The organism is Allobosea sp. ASV33, from assembly GCF_016428755.1.
In the GTDB taxonomy this organism is placed as follows: Bacteria; Pseudomonadota; Alphaproteobacteria; order Rhizobiales; family Beijerinckiaceae; genus Allobosea.
The window spans coordinates 1-15,812 of sequence record NZ_JAELTI010000063.1; the positions used below are offsets into that span (position 1 = coordinate 1).

13 protein-coding genes are annotated in these 15,812 nt (G+C 67.1%); 4 read left to right on the forward strand and 9 right to left on the reverse strand.

Features of this window, described 5'->3' with window-relative positions:
- Nucleotides 1-9 precede the first annotated feature (9 nt).
- The 6 genes from JHD80_RS17635 to JHD80_RS17660 form a co-directional block, all read right to left on the reverse strand.
- Nucleotides 10-1,479 carry a M81 family metallopeptidase gene (locus tag JHD80_RS17635; RefSeq protein WP_199089935.1) on the reverse strand — a complete coding sequence of 490 codons (1,470 nt, stop codon included), beginning with the start codon at nucleotides 1,477-1,479 and terminating at the stop codon, nucleotides 10-12.
- A gap of 428 nt (nucleotides 1,480-1,907) precedes the next feature.
- On the reverse strand, nucleotides 1,908-3,185 hold the full coding sequence (locus JHD80_RS17640; RefSeq protein WP_349237297.1) for a four-carbon acid sugar kinase family protein: 1,278 nt from the start codon (nucleotides 3,183-3,185) through the stop codon (nucleotides 1,908-1,910).
- A gap of 6 nt (nucleotides 3,186-3,191) precedes the next feature.
- Entirely contained in the window at nucleotides 3,192-4,466 is a 1,275-nt protein-coding gene (locus tag JHD80_RS17645) for a ribulose-bisphosphate carboxylase large subunit family protein (protein WP_248311623.1), read from the reverse strand.
- A 126-nt stretch (nucleotides 4,467-4,592) separates the two neighbouring features.
- Complete coding sequence (locus tag JHD80_RS17650) at nucleotides 4,593-5,147, reverse strand: VOC family protein (protein ID WP_199089939.1); 555 nt, start codon at nucleotides 5,145-5,147, stop codon at nucleotides 4,593-4,595.
- A gap of 19 nt (nucleotides 5,148-5,166) precedes the next feature.
- Nucleotides 5,167-7,014: a TRAP transporter large permease gene (locus tag JHD80_RS17655; RefSeq protein WP_248311626.1), complete on the reverse strand. Its 1,848-nt coding sequence runs from the start codon at nucleotides 7,012-7,014 to the stop codon at nucleotides 5,167-5,169.
- An 89-nt stretch (nucleotides 7,015-7,103) separates the two neighbouring features.
- Nucleotides 7,104-8,120: a TRAP transporter substrate-binding protein gene (locus JHD80_RS17660; RefSeq protein WP_199089943.1), complete on the reverse strand. Its 1,017-nt coding sequence runs from the start codon at nucleotides 8,118-8,120 to the stop codon at nucleotides 7,104-7,106.
- Nucleotides 8,121-8,238: 118 nt separating this feature from the next.
- Here JHD80_RS17660 and JHD80_RS17665 point away from each other — a divergent pair, with 118 nt between their 5' ends.
- Nucleotides 8,239-9,309 carry a LacI family DNA-binding transcriptional regulator gene (locus JHD80_RS17665; protein WP_248311624.1) on the forward strand — a complete coding sequence of 357 codons (1,071 nt, stop codon included), beginning with the start codon at nucleotides 8,239-8,241 and terminating at the stop codon, nucleotides 9,307-9,309.
- Nucleotides 9,310-9,524: 215 nt separating this feature from the next.
- On the forward strand, nucleotides 9,525-9,992 hold the full coding sequence (locus JHD80_RS17670; RefSeq protein WP_199089946.1) for an MmcB family DNA repair protein: 468 nt from the start codon (nucleotides 9,525-9,527) through the stop codon (nucleotides 9,990-9,992).
- Here the strand turns inward: JHD80_RS17670 and JHD80_RS17675 are convergent.
- The gene (locus JHD80_RS17675; protein ID WP_199089949.1) at nucleotides 9,984-10,949 is read right to left on the reverse strand and encodes a LysR family transcriptional regulator; all 966 of its coding nucleotides are present in this window, start codon (nucleotides 10,947-10,949) and stop codon (nucleotides 9,984-9,986) included. The genes JHD80_RS17670 and JHD80_RS17675 overlap by 9 nt on opposite strands.
- Before the next feature lie 98 nt (nucleotides 10,950-11,047).
- On the opposite strand from JHD80_RS17675, the gene JHD80_RS17680 reads away from it, so the two are divergent.
- Nucleotides 11,048-12,226, forward strand: a complete 1,179-nt coding sequence (locus JHD80_RS17680) for an MFS transporter (RefSeq protein ID WP_199089950.1) — start codon at nucleotides 11,048-11,050, stop codon at nucleotides 12,224-12,226.
- Nucleotides 12,227-12,300: 74 nt separating this feature from the next.
- On the opposite strand, the gene JHD80_RS17685 is transcribed toward JHD80_RS17680, so the two are convergent.
- On the reverse strand, nucleotides 12,301-12,867 hold the full coding sequence (locus JHD80_RS17685; RefSeq protein WP_199089958.1) for an ActR/PrrA/RegA family redox response regulator transcription factor: 567 nt from the start codon (nucleotides 12,865-12,867) through the stop codon (nucleotides 12,301-12,303).
- 86 nt (nucleotides 12,868-12,953) lie between these two features.
- Complete coding sequence (locus JHD80_RS17690; protein WP_199089967.1) at nucleotides 12,954-14,306, reverse strand: ActS/PrrB/RegB family redox-sensitive histidine kinase; 1,353 nt, start codon at nucleotides 14,304-14,306, stop codon at nucleotides 12,954-12,956.
- 181 nt (nucleotides 14,307-14,487) lie between these two features.
- Between JHD80_RS17690 and JHD80_RS17695 the strand changes: the two genes are divergently transcribed.
- Complete coding sequence (locus JHD80_RS17695; protein WP_199089969.1) at nucleotides 14,488-15,792, forward strand: polyhydroxyalkanoate depolymerase; 1,305 nt, start codon at nucleotides 14,488-14,490, stop codon at nucleotides 15,790-15,792.
- Nucleotides 15,793-15,812: the final 20 nt, after the last annotated feature.

A 15,812-nucleotide genomic window follows, 5' to 3' on the forward strand; every position in this document is an offset into this window, starting at 1 on the left:
GCGGGGGCGTCAGACGACGAGCCGGCCCGGCGGGAGCGGATCATGCGGCCAGAGCGGCCGGTTGATCTTGCGATAGGGATATTTGCGCACGTCGAGATGCGAGGGGCCGCCGCCATCGGTGTAGATCACCTCGCTGGCAATGGGCCCGTAGGCTGCATGGAAATGGTTGGTCGACTTCACGGAGACGATGCGCTTCTGCGTCGGGTCGATGCCGACGCTGGTGAAGATCTCCAGCCCCAGTGCCTGCGTCCGGTGCGACAGCAGCGCGACATCGATGCCGTCGATGCGGATGCCGACTGCATCGCCGATCGGCACCTTGGCGGTACCGAAGCTTTGGGTGCCGTTTCTGATGGCGCCGAGCACCGTCACCTCGCCGTCGACCGGCGTGCCGGAGGTCGCTGCCGCCTTGCCGCCGAAGCGCAGCGGAATGGTCGCCCCGACGCCGGCCGTCAGGCAGAACGCGACCGCGACGGGATCCCAGACCGGACCGACCGCCGCGTCGCCGATACCGCGCTCGCGCAGGCGGTGGATGATGTTGGTGTTGTCGGAGGCCGCGCCGCCGCCGGCATTGTCGGTGGAGTCAGCGATGACGCGCGGGCCGTTCGCCGCGCCGCCGAGCGCGCGGTCGAGCGCCTCGTCGAGCGGTGTCACCGGCGGGGCGAACTGCCCCTTGAGCGAACGGAACTCCTCGCCGAGCCTGGCAGCCAGCGCATCGCCCTTCGCCTTGTCGTTATCGGTGATGACGAGGACGCGGGTGCCGATCTCCGGCACGTCGCCCTGCTGGAAGCCATGCGCCAGCGAGACGGAGAGGATGCCGTCCTTGCCTTCGAGCGCGCTCATCCGGTCGACGAAGGAGCGGCCGGGCTCGCGCGTCGTCGGCACCAGCTCGATCATCCGGCAATCGTAGAGCGACATCACCGGTTTGATCTTGCCGCGGATCGTCCCGAGGATGATGTCGACCAGCTCCTCGGCCCGCTCGACGAAGTCGATATGCGGATATTCCTTGTAGAGGATGATCGCATCGGCGAGGCGCACGCGTTTCTCGGTCAGGTGGCAATGCGGATCGAGCTCGACGCCGATCGGCACGGAGGGGCCGACGATGGCGCGGACATGTTCGAGGATGTCGCCTTCGCAATCGTCGTAGCCATGCGCGACCATGGCGCCGTGCAGGCCGAGCAGCACGCCGTCGATCGGCAGGGCGGCTTTGAGCTGGACGAGGATCTCGTTCCGCATCTCCTCGTAATCGGCCTTGGCGCAGGTGCCCGACGGCTCGGCCCAGAAGCAGGAGCCCTCGATCAGCTCGAAGCCGTCGCGCTTGGCGCGCTGCCGCGCGACATAGAGCGGGGCGGTGGTGTGGGTCGCCCGGTCGGGATGCCGGCCTGCTGGGAAATAGGCGGAAGCCTCGAAATTGGCCCGGGATGTCGGGATGGGAGAGAAGGTGTTCGTTTCGGTTGCGAGCGACGCGGCAAACAGGCGCATAAGCTACCTTTCCGAAAGGATGAACCCCATGTTCGGTTGGCCGTGAAGCCCATGTCAAGCTGCAGCGCGAGCATGGGATATTGCAGCCGCAGCATTGGTCTGCATCTTACGAAATGCAAATGATAATCGTTTTCATTTGCAATAATGACGCCACGCGCTGCGGCTTTCACAAGCACGATGGAGCAGGCTGCACTTCGCTCGATTGCGGCCTGTCTCTGGCCCTCCAGAATATTCGCTCGCCGAGGCGCCGGTACGCATGGCTGCCTCCCGGGTCGAGTCTGCCGATTTGACGCCGAAGCATCCCGTTATCCCGGGCTTCTCCCGGGGCTCCATCGCAGGGCTCCGGAGTTCTACGAGCGATCCCAGATCGGCGTGGCTCCGCCGCTTGTCCGGGATGACGCCGTGATCCCGTGAAAACGAAGCATGCTCTAGGCGCGCGCCGCGTCGTTGAAGAAGCCGGGTGGACCCATCTGCCCGCCTTTCAGCACGATTTCGAGCCCGTCGAGGCGCGCGTCGTCGGAATGCGCGCGGCAGAGCGGCGCGCCGGGCACGCAGGGCCCGAGATAGGATAGGCCCCAGAGCGGCAGCGATCGGATCGCCATGGTCGAGGTGTCGCCGCCTGCGACGACGAGCCGGCCGAGATCGGTTTCGGCGATGACCGAGGCCAGCAATGCTCCTGTCGCTTCGGCAACCGCGCCGGCCGATGTCGGGGCGCCTTCAGGCTGTTCCGTCACCAGCATCACGTCACCTTGAGACAGCCTGGATAGAGCTGTCGCGCGCAGCTCCGCAGCATGGCCTGCATCGGCAAGCAATCGCCCGGCATCGACGGGCAACATCGCGTAGCCGCGCGCCGCTTCGACCTGCGCGCGCGTCACCGGAGACAGGCTGCCGACGAGGGCGAGCACCGGCCCGGTGCCGCGATGCTGCGCTTCTGGAGCGCGAGGCGCAATCACCGCCTCGTCATGTCCCGCTGCGAAGGCACGGGCAACCGAGCTCGCTCCCACCGCCAGCATCGGACCATTCCCCAGAGCACTGGCGAGCACACCGCCGATCACCGCGAGATCGGCTTCGGTCGCAACATCGAACAGAACCGCGGCCTTCTCGCTTGGCAGCCCGGCCAACGCAGCCGAACCGCCGGCATAGGCGCGGTAATCGACGAGCCCGACATCTGTAAGCCCCTGCGCCGCAAGATGCCGGCGCAGATCGGCTTCCGCCATCGGCGTCACCGGATGTCGGCTCATCGTCGGGTGACGGTCGATGCGGTGGACGGTGCCGTCGCCCCCGGCCGCGAACAGGTTCCCGAACAGGCAGAAGCGCCCGAGATTGGGCTGGCCGCCGAGGATCGGCACGAGCGGGTTCGGGAAGAAGGGCTTCAATGCCGCGACGGCCGCACCGATGCTGCCGATGTCAGGCGCGCTGTCGAAGGTCGAGCAGCATTTGTAATGCATCAGCTCAACGCCTTGCCCGGCGAAGAACCGCCCGATCTCGGTCAGCTCCTCCGCCATCGCCGCTGGGGCCATGGCCCGGCTCGCTCCGGCAATGCCGATCGCATCAAGGGGCACGGCCGCCGCGAGTTGCGCCTCGTTCGGCTGGCGCAGGAAGAGCAGGGCGCGAAAACCCCGCTCGGCCAGCGTCGCTAGCGTGTCGGTCGAGCCGGTGAAATCGTCGCCGTACCAGCCGTAGAGAGGCATGCGTTTCGCGGTCACGGCGCGCTAGCCCGCCTTGCCGCCGAAGGTGTCGAGCGCCTGCTGCAATTCGGGATGCGAGCGGGCCGCTTCGGCAATGGGAGTACCCTCGGCCACGGCCGCCCAGGCCTGCCGGATGCTGGCGACGCCGGCCTTCGGCCCGCCGGGATGGGCGAGGATGCCGCCACCGGCCATGAACAGCAGGTCGTCATGGCCGATCGCGTCCCAGGTCGCCTGCGCCGTGCCGGCCCATTGCCCGGAGGAGAAGGCCGGCATCACACGGTCGTCGGCGCCATCGGTCAGCGGCGTGACGCAATTCCTGGCGGAGGTCACGACCTCCTCGTCCTCTTGCGCGAATTTGCCCTGCAGGCCATGGACATGCATGTGGTCGACGCCGGCGAGTCGCCACAGCACCTGATAGGCCTGGAAGCCGATGCCGAGCAGCGGATGGCGCGAGAAGGCGCCATAGCCGTTGCGATGGCCGTGCAGGGCGAGATCGGTCGAGCGGCGCAGGGTTTCGATCGCGGAGAAACCGCACCAGTTGAGGCTCGCCATGACGCAGGAGCCGCCCTCGCGCTGGACGAGATCGGCATGGCGGCGCATCGCATCGGTCTCGTCGGTGATGTTGAAGGCGACCATGACATGTTTGCCGGTCCTGTCCTGATGCCGGCGCACAGCCGCCATCACGGCCGGAATGCGTTCGGCCAGAGGCGCATGCACGGGGTCGGCCGAGATCTCGTCGTCCTTGATGAAGTCGAGCCCGGCCTCGCACAGGCTGGCGACGAGCTCGGCCGTCTGCGCGGAACTGAGCCCGACATTCGGCTTGATGATCGAGCCGACCAGCGGTCCCTTCGCGGCACCGGTCAGGCGCCGTGTTCCGGCGATGCCCTGCGCCGGGAGGGGGAAGCGCTGGCGGTATGACCAGGGCAGGGCGATGCTCTCAAGTCGCAAGCCGGTGACTTCGCCGAGATCGTAGAGATTGCCGGCAACCACGGCGGCAAGCGTCGCGAGATTGGCGCCGACATTGTCGACCGGGAAGGAGATCGTGACCCGCGCCCGCCGCCATGGCCCGCTGACGCCCTTCCGGGCGAGCCAGGCATTCGGCAGGCTGGGCTCCGTTGCGGGCTCCAGCTCCTCGATCCGCGTGACGACGGCACGCGCCCGTTCACGCAGTTCGTCGGTCTCGCCCGCGACACGGGCGAAGGTCCCGCAGGATTGCTCGCCCGCCATCACCTCCGCGACCCTGGCCGGGTCGAGCGGGGTTTCGATCAGGTAGTTCGCTTCGAAGCGTTCGCTGGTCATGGGACGCATCCTGGCCGTTCATAGGGCGTCATTCTCGGGCTTTGACCCGAGAATCTCAGGACCAGAGGGCACTGGTTTCCGAGATGGTCGGGTCAAGCCCGACCCTGACGCGATGTCGTTGCGAGCTCAGGCAGCCGCGGCGGCGAGCTTGCTCAAGTCGGGGAAGGGCCGCACGGGGTCCTTGCCGTCCCAGGTCTCCGACGCCTCGCGGATCAGCCGGAACATCTCGCCCTTTGGGCCGGCGACCTCGGACAATTCGATCACTGTGCCCGGATGGTAATGCGTGTCGAAATAGACGAAGCGCCCGCGCTCGCCGACCTCGCCCGACATCACCGGCTTGAAGCCCTCGGCGATCAGCCGCTCCAGATCGGCGTCGTAATCCGAGGTCCAGTAGGCGACATGCTGCAGCCCGGTCAGCCCCGCATCGGTGAAGTCCTTGTACATGGACGGCACGGCATTGCGGCACTGGATCAGTTCGATCTGGAGCGGGCCTGAATTGGCCAGCGCCACCGAGTTATGTGGCTCGTAGGTTTCGCCCTTGTAGCGGTAGTTCTTGATCGGGACCTTGGGGTTGTAGAAGAACGGCCCGACGCCCAGCACGCGGCTCCAATAGTCCATCGCCGCCTCGATATCCGGGACGACATAGCCGGCCTGACGGATCTGGCCAAAGAAGCGGCTCATGGGCGTTGCTTTCTGAATATCAGGTTCTAAGGAAGCCGATGGAGATCCACGGCACGGCAGCGACGACGAGAAGGCCCAGCAGCAGGGCGAGGATGTAGCCCCAGATGTATTTCAGGCCTTCGTCGGGATTGATCTTGCTGATCGCGCAGGCGCCGTAATAGCCGACGCCGAAAGGCGGGGCGAAGAGCCCGATGCCCATCGCGAAGATCACGACCATCGCGTAGTGCACCTCGTGCACGCCGACCTGCTTGGCGATCGGGAAGACCAGCGGGCCGAACAGCACGATCGCCGGGATGCCCTCGAGGACGCTGCCGAGGATGGTGAAGGCGACGATCGAGATCGCGAGGAAGCCCCAGGCGCCGCCCGGCACGGCGGCCATCGCCTGCGCCAGATCGCGCGAGAAGCCCGATTGCGTCAGGCCCCAGGCCATGGCGGTGGCGCAACCGATGATGAAGATGATCGCGCCGGTGAGTGAGGCCGTCTCGACCAGCATCTTCGGCAGGCGGCGCCAGTCGAATTGGCGGTAGAGCAGGATGCCGGCGAGCACCGCATAGGCGATGCCGATGGTGGAAACCTCTGTCGCGGTCGCGACGCCTTCGACCACCGCGGCGCGGATGACGAAGGGCAGCGCGATCGCGGGCAATGCGACCAGCGCGAGCTTGGCGATCTCGCGCCGGGAGAAGCGCTTGACGTTGCTGAGATCCTCGCCGCGACAGCGCCACCAGACGACGAAGCAGAGCGCGACGCCCAGCACCACGGCGGGCAGCATGCCGCCGGTGAAGAGGGCCGCGATCGAGACGCCGGTGACCGAGCCGATGGTGATCAGCACGATCGAGGGGGGGATCGTCTCGGTCTGCGCGCCGGTCGCCGAGAGCAGCGCGACGAGATCGCCGGGCTTGGCGCCGCGCTTCTGCATCTCCGGGAAGAGCACGGGCGCGATCGCCGCCATGTCGGCGATCTTCGAGCCCGAGATGCCCGAGACCAGATACATCGCGCCGACCAGCACATAGGAGAGGCCGCCGCGGACATGACCGAGCAGGCTCGCCAGGAACTGGATCATGGCGCGCGCCATGCCGGTCATCTCGATCAGCGCGCCCAGGAAGATGAAGAGCGGCACGGCGAGCAGGATGAGATGGCTCATGCCCTCGTCGAGCCGGCCGACCATGACCAGCATCGGCGTCGACGTCGTGCAGGCGAGATAGCCGAAGGTCGCGAGCGCGAAGGAGAAGGCGATCGGCACGCCGGAGAAGACGTTGAGCGCGACGACGCCGACGAAGAAGACGATCAGGTTGAGCTTGCCGAGCGGCTTCAGCGCCGGACCGACGAGCCAGAACAGCAGCACGAACAGCGCGGTGATCCCGATCGCGAGCAGGGCGGGCTTCAGCGTCGAGAAGCGCAGCAGGCGGCAGCCGGCGGCGATCAGCATCAGGCCGACGCCGACGGGGATTGCCGCCGCGCGCCAGGCATTGCTGATCTCCAGCGCGGGCGTGACGATGAAGTTCTCTTCCTCGGCATATTCGAGCGCATGCGGGATGATCAGGAGGAGGAAGGCGATCGAGGCGGTGATCGCGACCGCCTCCAGGAGTGCCCGCGTCTGCGGCGAGACGCGAGAGACGAGGCCCGTCATGCGCATATGCTCGCCGCGCCGGAGCGCGACGACGGCGCCGAGCATCGAGAGCCAGAGGAACAGGATCGAGGCGAGCTCGTCGGACCAGACCAGCGGGGCGTGGAAGACATAGCGCGCCATGACGCCGGCGCCCAAGATGATGATCTCGACCAGCACCAGCACGGCCGCCACCGTCTCGACCAGCCCGCCCAGGGCTCGGTCGAGATGGCCTGCGAAGCGGCCGAGCCCGTTTGCGGGCATGGCGGCAGCGGGAAGTGTCGCGCTATGGGCATCCATCGGGGGCGTTTCCTGTCTTGTGCTTTTGGGCCTTATAGGCCCGCCCGCACCCCTCAGGCCAGCTTGCCGACGGCGTCTTCGAGCAGGCTCCAGGCCTCCTTGCCGAAGCGCTCCTGCCACTCCTTGTAGAAGCCGCTTTCCCGCAGCTTGGCACGGAAGGAATCCGGATCGGTCTTGTTGAAGGCGAGGCCCTTGGATTGCAGGTCCGCCTGCACGGTCTCGTTGAGCTTCTTGATGTCGCCGCGCTGGGCGACGCCGGCATCGTTGATAGCTCCCGCGACGATCGTCTGAACGTCGGGCGGCAGGCCGCGCCAGGCGCGCCCGTTGGCGATGAACCAGAACCCGTCCCAGATATGGTTGGACACGGCGCAGCTCTTCTGGACTTCGTAGAGCTTGGCGACCTGGATGATCGGCAGCGGGTTCTCCTGCGCGTCGACCACCTTGGTCTGCAGCGCGGTATAGACCTCGGAGAATTGCAGGCTGGCCGGGGCGGCGTCGAGCGCCTTGAACATCGAGATCGAGAGCGGGCTCACCGGCACGCGGATCTTGAGGCCGGCCATCTCCTTGGCGGTCTCGATCGCCTTGCCGGAGGTCGTCATCTGGCGGAAGCCGTTGTCCCACATCTTCTCGAAGGCATAGAGGTTCACCTTCGAGATGGCTTCGCGGACATGGGCGCCGAGCTTGCCGTCCATCGCCTTCCAGACCTGGTCGTAATCGGCGAAGGCGAAGCCGACGGCGTTGATCGCCGCGACCGGCACCAGCGTCGCGATCACCAGCGCCGACGGCGTGAAGAAGGTGATGCCGCCATTGCGCACCTGGCTCAGCATGTCGGTATCGCCGCCGAGCTGGTTGTTCGGGAAGATCTTGATCTCGACCCGGCCGTTCGTCTCCTTGGCGACGCGCTCGGCCGCTTCCTGGGCGCGGATGTTGAGCGGGTGGCTGAGGGGCAGGTTGTTGCCGTATTTCAGCTCGATCTCGGCGGCGCGCGCGATATGCGGCATGGCGATGAACGAGGCGGCAGGCGCAGCGGCGAGCGTACGCAACACCGTGCGGCGGGTCAGGTTCGTCATGATGGTCCTCCCGGTATCGCTGATGCGATTTGATTGATTGCGGTCTTCTTGCCCTCAGATTAGGAAGCTGGAATGATGGTGGTCAAACTCAAATACTGATGGTTTTTGATGTGATGTCATGACCGATATGGCTGAGAAAAACGGCGGCGGCGAGAGCCTGCAGCGCCGCCGGATGGCTCGCATCGCCGATGTCGCGGCGCTATCGGGTGCCTCGACCGCAACCGTCGATCGGGTGCTGAACCAGCGCCCCGGCGTGCGCGCGGCCACCGTCCAGCGCGTGCTCAAGGCTGCGAGCGAGCTGGGCTATGTCCTCGATCCCGCCTTGCCGGCGCAGGCTTTCACGCCGATGCGGCTCGCCTTCCTGCTGCCGGCCGGCAGCAACCGTTTCCTCGCGATGCTCGGCCGCCATATCGCGGAGGCGCAGGAGCAGCTCGCCTCCTTCAATATGCGCGCCCGCGTCGAGTTCATCGAGAGCTTCAAGCCGGAACTGCTGGCCCAGCAACTCCGGCAGGTCGGGCGCGATGTCGACGGTATCGCCTTCATGGCGCTTGAGCATCCCGCGGTGCGCGAGGCGGTGAACGGCCTCGCCGAGCGCGGCGTGCCGGCGGTGACCCTGATCTCCGACATCGCCAATGCACGCCGTGCCGCCTATGTCGGGCTCGACAACCGCTCGACCGGGCGCACGGCCGGCTATCTCGTCGCCCGCTTCATCGGCAAGCGTCCGGCCAAGGTCGCGATGATCGCCGGCAGCCTGAGCTACCGCGCCCATGAGGAGCGCGAGATGGGCTTCCTGCATCTGTTCGAGGAGATGTTCCCGCAGATCGAGGTGGTCGGCCTGCGCGAGGGGCTAGACGACGAGGGGCGCAACTATCGCCAGGCCAAGGCGCTGCTCGCCCAGCACCCGGACCTCGCCGGCATCTACAATATCGGCGGCGGGCCGGAGGGCATCGCGCGCGCCTTGAAGGAGGCCGGCCGCCAGCAGGAGGTCGTCTTCGTCGGTCATGGCCTGACGCCGGCGACCCGCGCCCTCCTGCTTGACGGCACGATGGACGCGGTCATCACCCAGCATCCCCATGCGGCCTTGATGAGCTGCATCGCGATCTTCGCCAATCTGCGCGCTGGCCGCCCGGCTATGGAGGGCACGGCGCCCCCCAGCATCGAGATCATCCTGCGTGAGAATTTGCCTTAGACACACTGCGTTTCCCAAAGAAGCGCGGGTCATCCCGGACGCAGCGAAGCGGAGATCCGGGATCCATTCCGGAGTCTGCCCGATCTGCGCTCCGGCATGGATCCCGGGTCTCCTTCCGGTCGCCCGGGATGACGACGTGGCTTTCTGGATAATCAGACAGCAGTGGATCGTTGAGCAGGCTTGCATTCTCGGAAACAAAGAGGGAACATGCGTACATGTCCCTTCCGGATTCCGTCCTCAATCCGCCGCCGGCGCGGCCCGATATCACGCGCATCGTCTGCCGCGGCGCCGGCCGTCATCTGCGCGAGCGCGGCTATGCCATCGTCAAGGAAATGACCTTCGCCAATGGCCGGCGCGGCGACATCGTCGCGCTCTCGCCGTCCGGTGAACTCTGGGTCGTCGAGGTCAAGTCCGGCATCGCCGACTATCGCGTCGACGGCAAATGGCCGGATTACCGCGACTATTGCGATGGCTTCCTCTTCGCCGTCGCGCCCGAATTTCCGCGCGAAATCCTGCCCGACGATGTCGGCCTGATCGTCGCCGACGCCTATGGCGGCGAATTACTGCGCGAGCCGCCGCGTCATCCCCTGAGCGCGGCGCGCCGCAAGATGCTGACCATCGCGCTGGCGCGGCTGGCATCGAGCCGGCTTGCCTCGATCGAGGACCCTGAAGGCTCAGCCTGATAAGGCCGTCTCTCGGGCTCCGGCCATTGCCGCTCTCGGCATCGTGGCGAAGCGGCGCAGGTCGATCTCCGCGACCAGGAAGTCGATGAACGCGCGAACGCGCGCCGGCAGCTTGCCGCCATGGCCGACATAGACGGCGTGGATGTCCTCGACATCGCCGGGATTGAAAGCCTCCAGCACCGGGACGAGCCGGCCGGCGGCGATGTCGTCGGCGATGTGGAAGAGCGAGAGCCGGGTCAGGCCCTGTCCCGCCAGCGCCAGCCGCCGCGCGCTCTCGCCGTCGCCGACCGTGACGCGGCCATGGGCCGGCAGGAAGACGCGCGCTCCATCGATGACGAAGGGCCAGGTGTCGCGATGCCGGGCGAAGTTGAAGGTGATGAGATCGATGCCGGCGAGCTTTTCGGGATGATCCGGCGCGTCGTGCGCCGCCAGATAATCCGGCGAGGCGACGATCGCAGAGAGACTTTCGCCGAGCTTGCGCGCGACAAGCTGCGAGGACCGCAGCGGCCCGACCCGGATCGCGACATCGGCCCGCTCGTCGACGAGATCGATCACGGCGTCGGTGATCGAGATATCCAGTTGGATGCCGGGATGCGCCGCCATGAAGCGCGGCGCCACCGGCAGCAGGAAATGCCAGCCGAAGGCGACATTGGCATTCACCCGCAGCCGCCCGCGCGGGATCTGGCAGGCGGCGACGGCCCGCTCGGCCTCGTCGAGATCGGCGAGCACGCGCAATGTCCGCTCATGGAAGGTCGTGCCTTCCTCGGTCAGCATGAACTTGCGGGTCGAGCGCACGATCAGCCTGACGCCGAGCCGCGCCTCCAGCCGGGTGATGAGCTTGCTGACCGCGGAGGGCGTCATCCGCAATGCGCGCGCCGCCGGGGAGAAGCCGCCGAGCTCGACGACGCGGGCGAAGACCTCCATCTCGCCGGACCGGTTGAGCTCGCTGCGCGGCATCGTGAATTCATCTCACAATTGCTGGTCTTTCATGCAGTCTAATTCACAAGCGCCGGCGGCGCTATCTCCGGGCCCGAACAGTTTCTCGGAGGCATTCCATGCCCATCGCCCTTTATGCCCTCACCGTCGGTGCCTTCGGCATCGGCGTCACCGAATTCGTCATCATGGGCCTACTCCTTCAGGTCTCCGCCGATCTCGGCATCAGCGTTCCGCTCGCCGGTCTGCTGATGACCGGTTATGCGCTCGGCGTCTTCGTCGGCGCGCCGATCCTGACGATCGCGACCCGCTCCCTGCCGCGCAAGACGACCTTGCTGGTGCTGATGGCGATCTTCACCCTCGGCAATCTCGCGGCAGCGCTGAGCCCGAGCTTCGGCTGGCTGATGGCGGCCCGCATCGTCACGGCGCTCGCGCATGGCACCTTCTTCGGCGTCGGCTCGCTCGTCGCCACCAGCCTCGTCGCGCCGGAGCGCAAGGCTTCCGCTATTGCCCTGATGTTCACCGGCCTGACGCTCGCGACCTTGCTCGGCGTGCCCTTCGGCTCCTGGCTCGGGCTTGCCTTCGGCTGGCGCTCGACCTTCTGGGCGGTGACGGCGATCGGCCTCGTCGCCCTGGTCGTCCTCGCGGTCTTCGTCCCGGCCGATCGCGAACGCGTCGTCCCCGGCTCGCTCGCCGAGGAGTTCAAGGTGCTGGCCCGACCGCAGGTCCAGCTCGGCCTCGTCATGACGGTGCTCGGCTTCGGCGGCATTTTCGCGGTCTTCACCTTTATCCAGCCCATTCTCGTCCAGCTCGCCGGCTTCAGCGAGGCCGCTGTCTCGCCGATCCTGCTGGTCTTCGGCGGCGGGCTTGTCGTCGGCAACCTGCTCGGCGGGCGCTGGGCCGATCGCAGGCTCGCTCCGGCGCTGATCGGCTCGATCGCGCTGCTGACCGTCGCGATGTTCGCCTCGGGTTTCGCCTTCCATAGCCAGATCGGCGCGATCATCGCTGCCTTCGTGCTGGGGGCTGCCGCCTTCGCCACGGTCGCGCCGCTCCAGATGTGGGTGTTGCAGCAGGCCGGCGGCGCGGGGCAGGGGCTGGCATCCAGCCTCAACATCGCCGCCTTCAACCTCGGCAACGCCTTCGGCGCCTGGCTCGGTGGCGCGGTGATCACGCAGGGGCTGGGTTATGGCGCCATCGCGCCGGTTGCTGCTGTCGTGCCGCTGCTCGCGCTCGGCCTCGCCATTCTGGCGGTGTCGCTGGAGCGGCGTGCGGCCCGGATCGCGCCGGTTTGCGCAACCTGAAGCGCGTGGGCAATGGCCAAATGAAAAGCCCGCCGGACATGTCGTCCGGCGGGCTTTCCGTATTCAGGTCGCGATCAGCGCGGGGCGCGCTTGGCGAGGATGCGCTGCAGCGTGCGGCGATGCATGCCGAGGCGGCGCGCCGTCTCCGAGACATTGCGGCTGCAGAGTTCGTAGACGCGCTGGATATGCTCCCAGCGCACCCGGTCGGCCGACATCGGGTTCTCCGGCGGCTGCGGACGGGCATCGCGCTGCGCGGCAAGCGCGGCATGGATCTCGTCGGCATCGGCCGGCTTGGCCAGGAAGTCGAAGGCGCCGAGCTTCACGGCGCTGACGGCGGTCGCGATATTGCCGTAGCCGGTCAGCACCACGCCGCGCGCATCGGGGCGGCGCTCCTTGAGGCGGGCGATGACGTCGAGCCCGTTGCCGTCGCCGAGGCGCAGGTCGATCACGGCGAAGGCGGGGGCAGCTTCCTCGACGGCGGCGATACCGGCGGCGACGCTGTCGGCGATGCGGACGGCATAGCCGCGGCCTTCCATGGCGCGGGCGAGACGGGTCAGGAACGGCTTGTCATCATCGACCAGCAGAAGGGACATGTCGGAGGCCGGGCCGGCCCTGTCGGTTTCGCTCGCTGCGTCCTGCATCGTCTGCTCCTTGCCGCTTCTCCACGCGCTGCGGCTTTGCGCGTATTCGGGTTTCGCTTCGCCGGCAGGCGCCCTGTGGAGCCTGTTCAGCCAGGTTCATGTAAGGCCGATACGCCCGCCTGGGTACCCCCATCGACAGGTAGATCGGCTTCGAAATCGTCGCGGGACCAACTGATCCGGATCGAGGCGCCGCTGGCAGGCGCCGGCCGGTTCGAGAATTCCAGCGTCGCGCCGCCGCGCTCCAGCAGCGTCTTGGCGATGAACAGCCCGAGGCCGAGGCCCCCGCCGGCGCGGCCTTCACCGGAGCCGCGCGAGAGATAGGGGTCGCCGGCCCGCATCAGCACATCCGGCGGAAAGCCCGGCCCGTCATCGGCGATGACCAGAACGACCTGGCTGTGATTCCATTCCCCCGCGATCGTCACCGTCGAACGTGCGAAATCGACCGCATTGTCTACGATATTACCGAGGCCGTAGATCATGCCGGGATTGCGGCGGCAGACCGGCTCCGGCTTCTCGCCGGTCATGGTGATCTCGAAGGGCACGCCGAAGGGCCGCTGCGGCCCGGCGGTCTCCTCGATCAGCAGGCGCAAGGTGAGCTGGCCGAGCGGGCCGGCATCCTCGTCCTGCAGGCTGGAGAGCTTGCCGAGGATGCCGCGGCAGCGCTCGACCTGCTCGCGCAGCAGCGCGATATCCTCGGCCATCTCGCCATCCGGCGGGGCGAGGCGGGTCAGTTCGCGCGCGACCAGCGCAATCGTGCCGAGCGGCGTGCCGAGTTCGTGCGCGGCGGCGGCGGCGAGCCCGTCGAGCTGCGACAGGTGCTGCTCGCGCGCCAGCACGAGTTCGGTCGCGGCGAGCGCGTCGGAGAGATCGCGCGCCTCCTTGGCGACGCGCCAGGCATAGATGCCGGTGAAGGCGAGGCCGAGCACGAGCGCGACCCAGTTGCCGAGCTGGTAGAAGGCCGGCAGCACCGGCCGGTCGTCGCCGGCCCAGGGCAGCGGCAGGTGGTAGCGGCTGAGCAGGGTGGCGAGCCCCATCGCCAGCAGGCCGAGCACCAGGGTGCGCTGCGGCGGCAGGGCCGTCGCCGAGATCATCACCGGCGCCAGGAACAGGATCGCGAACGGATTCTGCAGGCCGCCGGTCATGAACAGCAGCGCGGCGAGCTGGGCGATATCGAAGCCGAGCAGCGCGGTCGCGGCCCTGTCGTTGAGGCGGTGGCTCAGCGGAAAGCGGATGCGCAGGGCGATATTGAGCCAGGCGGAGACCGCGATGACGCTGAAGCACCAGCCGAAGGGGAGCGGAAAGCCGAGGCCGAAATGCACGCCGGCGACCGCGAGGCTCTGCCCGGCAATGGCGAGCCAGCGTAGCCGGACCAAGGTATCGAGGCGCAAATGGCGGCGGGAACGCGCCAGAACCGGGGCGGAAAGGTCCGGAAAGCTCAAGGTTCAGTCGTCTCCTGCGCAGTGCTTGCTGCCGATTTTCCGCGCTTCATCCACACCGCAGGAAAATCTTAGCCTTTAGCCGGGTTGAATGAGAACAAAATCAACGTAAGGTGCGATGCTGCGTCGCATCATCGCATGTTGCGACGCCGGAAGGACGATTGATCGTATGTACGGGGCTGCCATGTCGTTTGCCTACCATGCCTACGAAGCGGTTCACATGATGGTGAGCCCGGTGCGCGGGGTTTCGGATGCGATGCATCTGGCCTTCAAGAACCCGGCCAATCCGCTGACCTATACGTCCTTCGGCCGCAGCATCGCCGCTTCCTGCGAGCTCTTCGAGCGCATGACGCGGCGCTACGGCAAGCCGGCCTTCGGCCTCGACGAGACCACGATCAACGGCGTCAAGGTCGCCGTCGAGGAGCGGGTCGTCTGGGAGCGTCCCTTCTGCAAGCTGGTCTATTTCGACCGCAAGATCCAGGCGAGCCGCCGCAAGCCGCAGCCGAAGGTGCTGCTGGTCGCGCCGATGTCCGGCCATTACGCCACGCTGCTGCGCGGCACGGTCGAGGCCTTCCTGCCCGGCCACGAGGTCTACATCACCGATTGGGTTGATGCCCGCCTCGTGCCGCTCTCCGAGGGCCGCTTCGACCTCGACGATTACATCGACTACGTCATCGGCATGCTGCAGATGCTGGGGCCGGACACCCATGTTATGGCGATCTGCCAGCCATCCGTGCCGGTCATCGCCGCGATCGCCCGCATGGAAGCGGAATCCGACCCCTGCGCGCCGCGCTCGATGACGCTGATGGGCGGCCCGATCGACACCCGCCGCTCGCCGACCGCCGTCAACCAGCTCGCGATGGAGCGCGGCACCGACTGGTTCCGCCGCAACTGCATCACCGTCGTGCCCTTCCCGAGCCTCGGCGCCTTCCGGCAGGTCTATCCCGGCTTCATGCAGCTTTCGGGCTTCATGGCGATGAATATCGACCGCCACGTCACCGCCCATTACGACATGTTCAAGCATCTCGTCAGCGGCGACGGCGATTCCGCCGAGAAGCACCGCGATTTCTACGACGAGTACCTGGCGGTGATGGACCTGACCGCCGAGTTCTATCTCCAGACCGTCGACACCGTCTTCGTGAAGCACTCCCTGCCGAAGGGCGAGATGATGCATCGCGACAAGCCGGTCGATCTCACCGCCATCCGCCGCGTCGCGCTGATGACGGTGGAGGGCGAGATGGACGACATCTCCGGCGTCGGCCAGACGCAGGCCGCGCATGACCTCTGCGTCAACATCCCCGACGACAAGCGCGTGCATTATCTGCAGCCGAAGGTCGGCCATTACGGCGTCTTCAACGGCTCGCGCTTCCGCGCCGAGATCCAGCCGCGTATCTCCGACTTCATGGTCAGCCTCGACATGGAAGCGGCCAAGGAGCGTCGCGACGACAGCGCCAAGGAACAGCGCAAGGCGCTCAAGATCGCGGGCTGAAACCCGTCTCTTCCCCATCG